Genomic DNA, 13307 nt, shown 5'->3' with positions numbered 1-13307 from the left:
CACTTCACTCCTAAAGGAAAAATGTCTTTATATCATTCCATGTTACAAGAATCATGACCATCAGTAAAAATAATACACCGACGAGCTGGATGTTCAGTTCCACTTTCTTATTCAGCGGTTTTCTGAAGATGCCTTCATAAAGGACAAACAGGATGCGTCCACCATCCAGCGCAGGAATCGGCAGCAGGTTCATGATGCCAAGATTGACACTCAGTACTGCTGTGAAGTTGATCAGCGTAATCAGACCTTGTGCAGCCACCTCTTCTGTCACCTTATAGATTCCGACCGGCCCGTTCAGCATGTCAAATGAGAATGTACCGTTGACTATGCTTCCAAACATCTCGACGACAAGTCGGAATATCAGCGTCCCCATCTCGTATGTGCGTTCCGCCCCCCATAGTATTGGGGAAAGTGCGCCGCGTTCCATCTCGGCTCCAATGCCGATGATGAGCCGTTCGGTCGTTTCCCCATCGGGAAGTTCGGTCGTCTCGACAATCGGCGTCATTTCAACCGTCCTTGATTCACCATCGTTGGTCACATCTATATCAAGCGGCGTTTCTCCCTCTGCCTGAATGATGGCAGACATATCATTCCAGTCCTCGACAGTTTCGCCATTGATGGTCTCAAGCCGATCGCCTTCCTGAAGCCCCGCTTCCTCAGCCGGTGTATCCTCGGCAACAAAACCGACCACTGCTTCGTCTGTCGGCTTTCCATTGATATAGAACAGCACCGTAAACAGTGCGAAAGCAAGTGCAAAATTCATCAATGGCCCGGCAGCCAATGTCATGAACCGGTGCCAGACCGACTTCGATTCGAATCGTGCAGATCTCGGCGCAATGCGTTCCAGCTGGGAATTCTCAACGAAATACGCTTCATGCGCAAGCTTATATGTGATTTCTTCACCATCATGCAGACGGCTCGCACGGATGAACATTTCCTTTGTTATATCTGAGTCGATGACTTCCACTTCTTCAATCTGTGTAAAGTTGTGCTTGTCATCGAGGATGATGTGCGTAATTTCGTCACTTTCATTCGTCTTGAGCTGTACACGCATGCCGGCGTTCAGCGGATTGATTTCCATCTCCTCGGAAGCCATTCTTACATAACCGCCGACTGGCAGCAGCCTGACTGTATAGAGTGTATCATTATACTTGTAGGAAAAGATTTTAGGCCCCATGCCGATGGCAAATTCAGGGCACATGATGCCTGCCCGTTTGGCGAAGATCAGGTGCCCGAGTTCGTGTACCGTCACCAGCACACCAAAAACTACAATAAAAGCTAAAATACCGGTCATTCCATCACCTCATATCAGACTTGTACAGCCGGTCGTAATATAGAATCGTATCGAGATCTGGATTCTTCACCGGATCATGGCTGTGCATTCGGGATTCGACAATCTCTTCTATCTCCAGAAATGAAATTTCCCCATTCAGGAAACGGTTCACTGCATATTCGTTTGCTGCGTTCATGACGGCAGGCATGGTGCCACCCGTCCGGATGGCATCATAGGCGAGTGCAAGCATTCTGAACCGTTCCAGATCCATCGGACTGAAATTCAGCTGGCTGAGTGCATCCAGATCCATGGGGTCATCTGTCGGCAGACGATCGGGATGACTGAAGGCAAACTGGATGACTGTCTTCATATCCGGTGTACCCATCTGGGCCATGATGCTGTTGTCGACAAACTCGACCATCGAGTGGATGGTGCTTTCACGATGGAGAATGGTGGAAATCTGATCGACCTCTGCATCAAACAGCCATTTTGCTTCAATGACCTCAAGTCCTTTATTCATCATTGTAGCAGAATCAATGGTGATCTTGCGTCCCATCGACCAGTTCGGATGATCAAGTGCATCTTCGAGTGTAACATCGGACAGCGCCTCCCGGGATAGTTCACGGAAGGATCCACCACTGGCTGTCAGAATGATGCGCTTCATCTCGCTTCTATTCTCGCCACGCAGGCACTGGAATATCGCAGAGTGTTCGGAGTCCACAGGAACGATTGATACATTCTTCTCTTTCGCTTTCGCCATTACGATTTCGCCGGCAGCAACAAGCGTCTCCTTGTTGGCGAGTGCAATGTCCTTGCCAACCTCAATCGCTGCGAGAGTCGGTTCGAGGCCGATGCTGCCCATGATGGCAGTGAGGAGGAGATCCGAATCATCCGTTGCAACATCCAGCAGACCTTGCTTGCCGGAAGTGAATTCGATATGCGGATATTTTCCCTGAAGCGCCAATCGGTCGGCATCATTGCCGACACTGACAAGCGTAGGACGGAACGTTTCCAGTATCTCTTCCAGCCGGTCTATATTGGAACCGATCGAGATGCTCCCAAGCCTGAAATGCTCGGGATTGTTCGAGATCACTGTCAGGGCTTGCGTACCGACGGAGCCCGTTGCACCTAGAATGGAAATTGTTTTCATTAAATTCACCTGTATTTCGGTTTAGTTTATCAGTGGAAGTATATTCATGAGCGGCAGGACAAAGATGAAGCTGTCGAAACGGTCAAGAACACCGCCGTGTCCGGGAAGCAGCTGACCTGAGTCCTTGATGTCAAAGTGGCGTTTCAGAGCGGATTCCACAAGATCGCCAAGCTGACCCGACATGCTCAGAATCATCGTAAGCACGAGCAGCAGGAATATGTTTATTTCATCAATCCAGCCTGTGAAATAGAAGACCAAAGCCAGCAGAACACTGCAGAAAATACCACCAAAGAATCCTTCGACAGTCTTGTTAGGACTGATCTGGGGCCAGAGCTTCCGGTTACCCATTGCACGCCCGAAAAGATAAGCGCCGGTGTCCGTCACCCAGACGATCAGAAGACCATAAAGTATGTAGATGATGCCTGCTTCACGTGTTTCATAGAAATACATGAATCCGATGCCGACATAGGCGACCGCAAGGACGCAGAAACCCATATCCACAAAAGAAAACCTGTTCTTGCTGATGACTGTAAAGCTCAGCATGAGCAGTGCCATGACGATGATCAGATCCACCTGGAAGACGGATATATGGGGCATATAGGCTTCCTGGGGCATCATTACAATGAAGAGCGCCACCATCGACAGCATTCCCGGGATGGAGAATATATGGATCCTGTTCATTTTGAGTATTTCGTATAGTGCAGTATAGGCCAGAAGAAAGACTGTAATGAGCAGTGGCCATGAACCAAGGACAACAATAGGTACAAAAATCAATAGAGCAAGTATTGCAGTAATTGTCCGCGTCTTCATGTCATTCCTCCTCCTGGTTAAGTCCCCCGAACCTTCTCTCACGTTTGCGGTATTGCGAAATCATATGGTCGAGTTCGTCTGTTGTGAATTCAGGCCACAGCGTGTCTGTGAAAAACAGTTCACTGTATGATGACTGCCATAGCAGGAAATTGCTCAACCTGTATTCTCCACTCGTACGTATGAGCATTTCCGGATCAGGTATACTCGATGTCATCAGATGACTGTCGATCATCTCACCTGTAATCTCATTCGATCCGAGACTACCGTTCGATACCTGCTCGGCCATTGCCTGAAAAGCCTGGATCAGTTCGTCACGCCCACCATAGTTGAGTGCAAATATAAGATTCAGACCCGTATTGTGAGCGGTTTTCTCCACTGCATCCTGTACTGCTTTTGTCGTATGTATGGGCAGACCATCCATATTTCCAATGGTCGTTATCCTGACGTTCTTCTCGATGAGTTCAGGCAGGAATGTACCAAGAAAATCACCCGGCAGTTTCATCAGATAGCTTACTTCGCTTTTAGGCCGGGACCAGTTCTCTGTGGAAAAAGCATATAGTGTCAAATACTTTATACCGAGATCCGAAGCATGCCTTGTAATGCTTTTTACATTCTGCATGCCTTCATAGTGACCATGCACTCTTGGTTTATTTTTCTTTTTGGCGTACCTTCCATTTCCATCCATGATGATGGCGATATGTTCGGGCAGCGCTTTATCGGAATCGGTCTTCTTGTGCTTCTTCCAACCAAACATAACAATCCTCCTGAAGCATTATAATTATTAGTATACATTGATAATATCGAGTCCTCAATCACTTTATTCTACCACAAAATAGAGGACATAAAAAAACAGGCAGGAAAATCCTGCCCTTTGGATAATGAATCAGACTTCCATGATGCTGCTTTCTTTTTCATCACACATCTTATCGATTTTCTCGATATAGTCGTTTGTCAGCTGCTGGACATCCTCTGTGTAACCTTTCAGGTCATCTTCAGTGAGCTCTCCATCCTTCTGAAGACTCTTCAGTTCGTCGTTGGATTCGCGACGGACATTGCGGACTGCAACTTTAGCATTCTCGCCTTCCTTGCGTGCATCTTTGACGAACTCCTTGCGGCGCTCCTCAGTCAGCTGAGGTACAGTGATGCGGATCATCGTACCATCGCTTGTCGGATTGACTCCAAGGTCGGCCTGCTGGATGGCTTTAAGCACATCATCCACAGAACTCTTGTCATATGGTGTCACTGTAATCATCCGTGCTTCAGGAACTGAAATGCCTGCAAGCTGGTTGACCGGTGTCTGTGCACCATAGTAGTCGACCGTCACACGGTCCAGCATGTTTGAATTCGCACGACCTGTGCGGATTGCAGCCAGTTCGCGGCTCAGGTTATCCAAAGATTTCTGCATCTTCGATCTGGTGTCTTTCAAGACAGATTCACTCATACTATTTCTCTCCCATTACTTTTTGATTTCCGTACCGATTGTCTCGCCTGAAACAGCACGTTTGATATTACCTTCTTCTGTAATCGAAAATACCACAAGCGGTATATCATTGTCCATGCAAAAGGATGAAGCAGTGGCATCCATGACCTGCAGGTTCTCCTGCAGCATTTCCATATAAGTCAATGTATCGTACTTGAAGGCAGTCGCATCCAGCTTAGGATCCGCAGAATAGACACCATCCACGTTATTTTTACCCATCAGGATGACATCCGCTTCCACTTCGGCTGCACGCAGTGCTGCAGTCGTATCAGTTGAGAAGTATGGATTGCCGATACCGGCTGCAAAAATGACGATGCGACCCTTTTCAAGATGTCTGATTGCACGCCTTCTGATGTAGGGTTCAGCAACCTGTTTCATTTCAATCGATGTCAGTACACGGGTCTCACAGCCGAGCTGTTCGAGACTATCCTGCAGTGCCAGGGAGTTCATTACTGTTGCAAGCATTCCCATGTAGTCCGCAGTGCCGCGGTCCATGCCGAGGTCGCTGCCTACTTTTCCACGCCAGATGTTGCCGCCACCGACGATGACAGCAATCTCTACATCCAGACTTTTGGCATCTACAACCTGCTCTGCTATATTTTTGATTACGACCGGGTTGATGCCGAAACCATCGTCTCCAGCCAGAGCTTCTCCACTCAGTTTCAGTACAATACGTTTAAATTTGGAAGTTTCAGGCATATGTCTCCATCCTTACATAATTTAATGTTCTATCTGTTTAGAAAAAAAGACACCGAAGTGTCTTTTTATTATTTATTCACTTGACCCATTACTTCGTCTGCGAAGTTTTCCTGTCTTTTCTCGAGGCCTTCGCCTACTTCAAAGCGGATGAAATTCTTGAGTTCTCCACCTTTTGATTTCAGGAATTGCTCAACAGTCTGGTCAGCATCTTTGACGAATGGCTGGTCCACAATGCAGATCTCTTCGAGATACTTGCGCATTCTGCCTTCCACCATTTTGTCGACGATCTTCTCAGGCTTGCCTTCATTCAGGGCCTGCTGTTTCAGAACTTCTCTTTCGTGCTCAAGTTCTTCCTGTGATACCTGGTCTTTGGAGACATATTTAGGATTCAGTGCTGCAGCGTGCATTGCAACATCTTTTGCTGCCTGGAAATCAGTGGAACCTTCAACAAGCGTAAGCACGCCGATGCGTCCACCCATGTGAAGATATTCGCCGAAAGCATCGTTGTCTGTCTTCTCAGCAAGAGCGAATCTTCTAAGAGTGAGCTTTTCGCCAATTTTAGCAACTGCTTCATTCATGACATCGTCAACTTTCTTGCCGTTCATTTCAGAATTGTTGAGTGCTTCAATATCAGCAGGCTTTGTTTCAAGGATGTGATCTGCCACATCTTTGACAAGCTGCTGGAATTCGACGTTGCGTGCAACGAAGTCGGTTTCAGAGTTGATTTCCACGATGACACCGTCATTGCCTTTGGATGCCACATGGACGATACCTTCAGCAGCGATACGGTCCGCTTTTTTAGCAGCTTTGGAAATCCCTTTTTCACGGAGATAGTCTACCGCTTTGTCGAGATCGCCATCAGTTTCCTGAAGCGCCTTTTTACAATCCATCATGCCAGCGCCAGTTTTCTCGCGCAGTTCTTTAACCAATTTTGCAGAAATAGCCATTTTTCATCCTCCTGGAATCGTATTATTGACCGGGAAAAGCTTCCCATCTTTTAAAAATGGTGATAAGAATAAGCTACTTATCACCATTGTCAAACAATTTATTATCTTTCGCCTGCTTCTACAGTCTCTTCTGAACTCTCGTCCATATTGATATTCTGTTCTGCAGCGACTTCTTCATCAGATACGCCACGCTGTCCTTCCATCACTGCATCAGCCATTTTGCTTGTCATGAGTCTGACCGCACGGATGGCATCATCGTTTGCCGGGATGACATAGTCGATTTCGTCCGGATCACAGTTGGTATCGACCATTGCGACGATCGGAATGTTGAGTTTTTTAGCTTCCATTATTGCATTGCGTTCTTTTCTAGGGTCTACAATGAAGAGTGCTTTAGGCATTTCCTTCATGTCGCGGATACCGCCAAGGAATTTGATCAGACGATCGTATTCTTTGCGAAGTTCCATGACTTCTTTTTTAGGAAGTACTTCAAATGTGCCGTCCGCTTCCATTTTTTCAATTTCATCAATACGTCTGATACGTTTTGAAATTGTTTTGTAGTTTGTCAGAATCCCACCGAGCCATCTTTGGTTAACGTAGAGTTGACCTGCGCGCTCAGCTTCTTCTTTAATAGCGTCCTGAGCCTGTTTTTTAGTACCAACAAACAGAACTTTTCCGCCTTCTTCAGAGATGCTCTTGACGAAATCGTAAGCTTCCCCTACTTTTTTGACTGTCTTCTGAAGATCGATGATGTAGATGCCGTTTCTTTCCGTGAAGATGTATCTCTTCATCTTAGGATTCCAACGACGTGTCTGGTGTCCGAAATGTACACCAGCTTCAAGCAGTTGCTTCATAGTAATTACTGCCATGATTAATTTCCTCCTCTGGTTTTTTCCCTCCAGTACAGCTTTGGAAACGACCATAAGGCACCAGTCTCCAATTCACTCTACTGTGTGTAGTGGGCTGTTTTCAGCCGTTTAATACTATAACACATAAAGCCCTGTAAATCAAACTAAAGATTGCTGTTTAGCTTTCTTTTCTGAGTTCAGGCAGGAAGTCTTCTTTTTTGACCTTGATGAATGTCCCTTTCATGCCGAGGGAACGGGATTCAATGACGCCGGCACTTTCAAGCTTGCGCAGTGCATTGACGATGACGGAACGTGTAATGCCCACCCGGTCTGCAACTTTGGATGCTACAAGCAGTCCTTCATCCGCATCCAATTCATCAAAGATGTGTTCGATCGCTTCTCTTTCCGAATAGGACAGTGAACGGATCGCCATGGCGATGCTTGCTTTGTCGCGCGCCTTCTGCTCGATCTCTTCCTGCTTTTCTCGGAGGATCTCCATGCCTACTACTGTGCCTGCGTACTCTGCCAGTACCAGGTCCTCTTCCTTGAATGCCTTGGATACACGGCCGAGTACCAGTGTACCGAGACGCTCGCCGCCACCGAAAATCGGCACGATGCAAGTTTCGGAATCCTGGAAGGAATCTTCCGTCGGGAAGACTGTCAGCTCATCTTCAAATTCTATATTTTCCTGTGTTTCGCTGATTTTCATGATTCTCTCAACGTACTCATCAGGGAATCTTCTTTCTTCCAGCATATCCACAATACGGTCATTTTCGATTTTCTGATTGATGCCATATCCGAGCAGCTTGCCTTTTCTTGAAACGATGAATACGTTGCATTCGAGCACGCGGCTCACTTTCTCCGATACTTCTTTAAAATCCACTTTAACGCCGTGATTGCTCTGAATCAGCTTATTGATCTCTCTTGTTTTCTGTAGTAGGTTCATCATGTGTATTTCTCCTTTAGATTTATAGTATGAAAGCACTCAAGTTCTTATCGGACTTGATGTTGTTCAATTTTGATTCCACGTACTGCTTTGTAATTTCCACTTGGGCACCTTGCATGCCACTCGCTTCAAATAGAAGCTCTTCGAGCAGCGTTTCAAGTATTGTATGCAGTCGTCTTGCGCCGATATCATCTGTATCATTGTTCACTTCAAAAGCAATGGAGGCAACTTCCTGTATTGCTTCATCAGTGAATGAAATGGATACCCCTTCTGTTTCCAGCAGTGCCTCGTACTGCTTGATCAGTGAACTCTTCGGTTCCTTGAGTATCCTGACGAAATCTTCGGTCTTGAGCTTGTCGAGTTCGACACGGATCGGGAAGCGTCCCTGGAGTTCAGGAATCAGATCACTCGGCTTGGCGACATGGAAAGCACCGGCACCGATGAACAGGATGTGTTCAGTGTCTATCGGTCCGTACTTCGTCTGGACCGTGCTGCCTTCGACTATCGGCAGGATATCCCGCTGGACGCCTTCTCTCGAAACATCGCCCGAGTTCTGGCTGCCTTTGGCGATCTTATCCATCTCATCAATGAAGATGATGCCCATCGTCTCAGCAAGTGTAATGGCCTCGTCATTGACATTGTCGGTATCGACAATCTTTTCGGCCTCTTCACGCTTCAGATATTCACGGGCCTTCCTGACCGGCATGGTCCGCTTGTGCTTATTCTTCGGCATGAACTGCTTCAGCATGTCCTGCATGCCGCCTGCATCCATTCCTGGGGGCATCATGCCCATCGAATTCTGTTCCTGCTCGACTTCAATCGACACATCCGTATCCTCAAGCAGACCCGCTGCGAGTTTTTCCCTCAGATTCATCCGCTTGGCCCTTACTTCAGGTGTCACTTCCTCCTGCTCATCATCGGACTGCTGGTTCATGAACATTTCAAAAGGATTGGAACTCGCCTGGCTGCGCTTCTCGCCTGGCGCAAGAAGACCGACGAGCCGTTCCTCGGCAAGCTTACGGGCATCATCTTCCACGAGCTTCATCTTCTCTTCCTTGACGATACGGACACTGGCTTCAACCAGATCACGTACCATGCTTTCGACATCGCGGCCTACATAGCCGACTTCAGTGAACTTTGTCGCCTCCACTTTTGAAAACGGAGCGCCGGTCAGTCTGGCCATTCTTCTGGCTATCTCTGTCTTGCCGACTCCGGTCGGGCCGATCATCAGAATATTTTTAGGTATGACTTCATCTTTCAGTGAAGAATCAAGCAGCATGCGGCGATAGCGGTTGCGCATTGCGATCGCCACTTTGCGCTTCGCTTCCTGCTGACCGATGATATCGTCATCAAGTTTAGCAGTAATCTCCCTTGGAGTAAGATTTTGTCTCAATTCGAACGCTCCTTTTACTCAATCGTTTCTACAGTTATATGGTCATTTGTGAAGACGCAGATTTCGCTCGCAATGAGCAGGCTGTCCCTAGCAATGGTTTCGGCACTGAGCGCATCTCCATGCCGCTTCATGGCACGGCCTGCACTGAGTGCGAAGTTGCCCCCGCTACCGATGGCGAGGATGCCGTCATCCGGCTCGATGACCTCCCCGGTTCCACTGACAAGCAGCAGCGTCTCCCGATCCATGACAATCAGCATGGCTTCAAGCTGTCTCAGAATCTTATCGCCTCTCCACTCCTTGGCAAGCTCTACAGCTGCCCGTGTCATGTTGCCATTATATGCATGGAGATTCGCTTCAAACTTCTCGAACAGTGTGAATGCATCCGCTACACTCCCGGCAAATCCTGCGACGACCTTATCATCGAACAGCCGCCTGACCTTTCGTGCAGTATGCTTCATGACGACCTGGTTGCCGAGCGTCACCTGGCCGTCGCCTGCCATCGCCATCTTGTCATTATGACGAATGGCGAATATCGTAGTCCCTTTTATTGCCATTGTTTCACCTCTTCTGATTGGCTGGATGATGTTCCAGATAGGTTTTTCTAAGCTGCTCTTTGGATACGTGCGTATACTTCTGGGTCGTTGAAAGCGATTCATGGCCGAGCAGTTCCTGCACCGCCCTCAGATCTGCCCCGTTATTCAGCATATGTGTCGCAAAAGTGTGCCTGATCTTATGCGGATGAAGATGAAGATCACTGGCACTCTTTTTTACCAGCATGTTGATGACATACCTCAACCCTCTGTCTGTCAGGGGAGCGCCCCTGTGGTTGACCCACAGCGGGCCATTCGCTTCAATCTTATCCTGATGCTTATCGATGTAGCACTTCAGTGCATCAGAAGCGTGCGTGCCAAATGACAGTATTCTTTCCTTATTGCCCTTTCCGACGACTTTCAGCAGACCGTGGTCAAAGTCGATGCGCGAGAGGGTCAGACCAAGCAGTTCGGAAGCCCGCATGCCCGTCGCATAGAACAGTTCCAGAATCGCCAGATCCCGCTCATGCATTTTCGCATCCCGATCCAGGGAATCAAAAAGCCCGCGTACTTCATTTTCATAAAGAAAGCCTGGGAGCGGCTTTTCCTTCTTAGGGTTCGGCAGACTTGTAAATGGATTGGAAGGAATGGCACCTTTGTCGATCAGATGATTATAGAAGCTTCTTAAAGCGGATATCTTTCTGGACACTGTGGATTTCTTCAACTGCTTCTGGTACAGCATGTTGAGGTAGTTCCTCGCATCCATATACTTGAAGGTTTCTATGTTCAGGCCCTCCTCATCCAAAAAAAGCAGGAATTCCGAGATATCCCTTCTGTAGTTGCTGACCGTGTGCGCAGAAAGATTCCGCTGGTATGTGAGCTGCTGCAAGAACTTTTCAAGCTGATCCATCAAATCCCCGCCTTCACCATGTATTTCTCTGCAGAAAATATTGAACAATAGGGATACCGCCACTGGTAGAGGGCATTGATTTCTTGTATCCAATAATACATATTAAACCATTTGGCTCTATTTTGCACAAAATAATACGAATATTTATAATATTTTGTCCAGACCCAATAAAAAGGCCCATATAAAAATATGGATGCCTTTTTTATTCAGCCTTCTCTTCATAATCGCAATTGGTACATTTCACTTTTGCCGTCTTGCCTTTTTTGGTTTCGACCAGATAGTGCTCACACTTCGGACAGCTTCTGCCGATCGGGCGATCCCATGAAATGAAGTCGCATTCCGGATAGCGATCGCAGCCGTAGAAGATACGGTTCTTCTTCGACTTGCGTTCGACGACATCCCCTTCGTTGCATTTCGGACATTTGACGCCGATTGATTTGACAATCGCCTTGGTGTTGCGGCAATCGGGGAAATTGGAGCATGCCATGAACTTGCCGTAGCGGCCCATCTTATAGACCATCGGCGAACCGCACTTCTCGCAATCCTCGCCGGCAGGCTCATCCTTGATCTCTATCTTTTCCATTTCCTCATCCGCCCGGGAAACCTGTGGTTCGAACCCTTTATAGAATTCATCGATGACAGCGACCCACGACGCATCGCCTTCAGCGATATCATCAAGACTCTTCTCCATCGTCCGCGTAAACTCGACGTCGATGATATCCGGGAAGTACTGGGTCACCGACTGGTTGACGATCTCACCGAGTTCTGTCGGAATGAAACGTTTCTGATCGACTTTGACATAGTTTCGCTTCTGGATCGTATCAAGCGTCGGTGCATAGGTGGATGGACGGCCGATCCCCACTTCTTCAAGCGTCTTGACGAGCCTTGCTTCAGTAAAGCGCGGCGGTGGCTGTGTGAAGTGCTGCTTGGGATCGATCTGTTCGGAATTCGTCGTCTCGCCTTCCTCGATTTCAGGCAGACGATTGTTGAGTTCTTCCTCTTCATCATCTCTGCTCTCCACGTAGATCTGCATGAACCCTTTGAATTTGATCGTCTGTCCATTGCTTCTGAAGATCACGCCATTATTCGACATTTCCATGCGTACAGTATCCAGTATTGCAGGTGCCATCAAGCTGGCGATGAAGCGATCCCAGATGAGTTTGTACAATCTGTACTGGTCGCGGGACAGATACTGCTTCATGTTCTCAGGCGTCCGGTTTGCTGAAGTCGGACGGACAGCCTCGTGAGCATCCTGGCTGCCTTCAGTCTTCTTGCCGGACGGCTTCGGACCAACAAAGTCATTGCCATATTGATTCTCGATATAATCGGTCGCTTCCTTCTGTGCGACAGGAGAAATCCGTGTGGAATCCGTTCTCATGTAGGTGATCAGACCGATTGTACCGGCCTTCTTGACGTCTATCCCCTCATAGAGCTGCTGTGCGACCATCATTGTTTTTCTTGCTTTGAAATTGAGCTTTCTCGCTGCTTCCTGCTGGAGGGAGGAAGTCGTGAACGGCTTGGCCGGGAAACGTTTCTTCTCCTTCTTCTCAACAGAATCAACATTGAATGCATCACCATCGAGCTTCGACAGGACGTATTCGACATGCTCATTCGTCTTCAGCTTGATCTTTTCATCAGCCAGACGGTTGAACTTGCCCTCAAATTTGTGTTTGCCATATTTGAACTGGCCGGTGATCGTCCAGTATTCTTCCGGCTTGAACGCCCTGATTTCATTTTCACGGTCGATGATCAGCTTGAGTGCAACAGACTGGACACGACCGGCGGACAGTCCTTTTTTCACTTTCTTCCATAATACAGGCGAGATGTTATAGCCGACCAGGCGGTCGAGTATGCGACGTGCCTGCTGTGCATCAACCAGCTTCTGATTGATTTCCCCCGGGTGTTTGAAGCTTTCCTTGATTGCATCCTTTGTTATTTCATTGAACACTACCCTGTAGTATTCCTTGTCTTCTCCAAGTGCATGGCTCAAGTGCCATGCGATTGCTTCGCCTTCGCGGTCCGGGTCACTCGCCAGGAATATTTTTTTCGCTTTGTTGGCTTCTTTCTTCAAATCTTTGAGCAGAGGCCCTTTTCCGCGAATCGTAATATATTTAGGCTCATAATTGTTATCAGTATCTATCCCCGTTTGACTGCGAGGCAAATCACGAACGTGACCCATCGACGCAACAACCTTGTATCGTTTGCCGAGATATTTCTCTATCGTTTTGGCTTTCGCAGGTGATTCTACAATGACCAGATTATCTGCCACAGCTCGATTGCCCCCTTCTGTTGTGTTTTCAAATCCAAATAATACAGTGAAGTAA

General features: G+C 47.7%; 13 protein-coding genes. All 13 read right to left on the bottom strand.

Features of this window, described 5'->3' with window-relative positions; genetic code table 11:
• Positions 1-10 precede the first annotated feature (10 nt).
• The 13 genes from rseP to topA all read right to left on the bottom strand — a co-directional run bounded on the left by rseP (position 11) and on the right by topA (position 13252).
• Positions 11-1294: an RIP metalloprotease RseP gene (gene rseP, locus GQ671_RS01050; protein ID WP_160651400.1), complete on the bottom strand. Its 1284-nt coding sequence runs from the start codon at positions 1292-1294 to the stop codon at positions 11-13.
• A gap of 4 nt (positions 1295-1298) precedes the next feature.
• Complete coding sequence (locus tag GQ671_RS01045; protein ID WP_160651397.1) at positions 1299-2423, bottom strand: 1-deoxy-D-xylulose-5-phosphate reductoisomerase; 1125 nt, start codon at positions 2421-2423, stop codon at positions 1299-1301.
• A 21-nt stretch (positions 2424-2444) separates the two neighbouring features.
• A complete protein-coding gene (locus GQ671_RS01040) occupies positions 2445-3233 on the bottom strand; it encodes a phosphatidate cytidylyltransferase (RefSeq protein ID WP_160651394.1) in 789 nt (262 codons plus the stop codon).
• A 1-nt stretch (position 3234) separates the two neighbouring features.
• Positions 3235-3987 (bottom strand): isoprenyl transferase, encoded by a 753-nt coding sequence (locus GQ671_RS01035; protein WP_160651392.1) that lies wholly within the window; start codon positions 3985-3987, stop codon positions 3235-3237.
• A gap of 129 nt (positions 3988-4116) precedes the next feature.
• The gene (frr, locus tag GQ671_RS01030) at positions 4117-4674 is read right to left on the bottom strand and encodes a ribosome recycling factor (protein WP_160651389.1); all 558 of its coding nucleotides are present in this window, start codon (positions 4672-4674) and stop codon (positions 4117-4119) included.
• A 15-nt stretch (positions 4675-4689) separates the two neighbouring features.
• The gene (gene pyrH / locus GQ671_RS01025) at positions 4690-5412 is read right to left on the bottom strand and encodes a UMP kinase (RefSeq protein WP_160651387.1); all 723 of its coding nucleotides are present in this window, start codon (positions 5410-5412) and stop codon (positions 4690-4692) included.
• Positions 5413-5480: 68 nt separating this feature from the next.
• A complete protein-coding gene (gene tsf / locus GQ671_RS01020) occupies positions 5481-6359 on the bottom strand; it encodes a translation elongation factor Ts (RefSeq protein ID WP_160651385.1) in 879 nt (292 codons plus the stop codon).
• Between the two features lie 101 nt (positions 6360-6460).
• Positions 6461-7225 carry a 30S ribosomal protein S2 gene (rpsB, locus tag GQ671_RS01015; protein WP_160651382.1) on the bottom strand — a complete coding sequence of 255 codons (765 nt, stop codon included), beginning with the start codon at positions 7223-7225 and terminating at the stop codon, positions 6461-6463.
• Positions 7226-7382: 157 nt separating this feature from the next.
• A complete protein-coding gene (gene codY, locus GQ671_RS01010) occupies positions 7383-8150 on the bottom strand; it encodes a GTP-sensing pleiotropic transcriptional regulator CodY (protein ID WP_160653443.1) in 768 nt (255 codons plus the stop codon).
• Between the two features lie 22 nt (positions 8151-8172).
• On the bottom strand, positions 8173-9543 hold the full coding sequence (hslU, locus tag GQ671_RS01005; protein WP_160651379.1) for an ATP-dependent protease ATPase subunit HslU: 1371 nt from the start codon (positions 9541-9543) through the stop codon (positions 8173-8175).
• 14 nt (positions 9544-9557) lie between these two features.
• Positions 9558-10097, bottom strand: coding sequence for an ATP-dependent protease subunit HslV (gene hslV / locus GQ671_RS01000; protein ID WP_160651376.1), 540 nt, complete (start codon positions 10095-10097; stop codon positions 9558-9560).
• A gap of 4 nt (positions 10098-10101) precedes the next feature.
• On the bottom strand, positions 10102-10983 hold the full coding sequence (xerA, locus tag GQ671_RS00995) for a site-specific tyrosine recombinase/integron integrase (protein WP_160651373.1): 882 nt from the start codon (positions 10981-10983) through the stop codon (positions 10102-10104).
• Positions 10984-11185: 202 nt separating this feature from the next.
• A complete protein-coding gene (gene topA, locus GQ671_RS00990; RefSeq protein ID WP_160651344.1) occupies positions 11186-13252 on the bottom strand; it encodes a type I DNA topoisomerase in 2067 nt (688 codons plus the stop codon).
• Positions 13253-13307: the final 55 nt, after the last annotated feature.

The sequence above is a fragment of the Salinicoccus hispanicus genome (assembly GCF_009831115.1).
GTDB classification, from domain to species: Bacteria; Bacillota; Bacilli; order Staphylococcales; family Salinicoccaceae; genus Salinicoccus; species Salinicoccus hispanicus.
The sequence above is the reverse complement of the archived record's forward strand: the minus strand, read 5'-3'. Positions and strand labels throughout refer to the sequence as shown.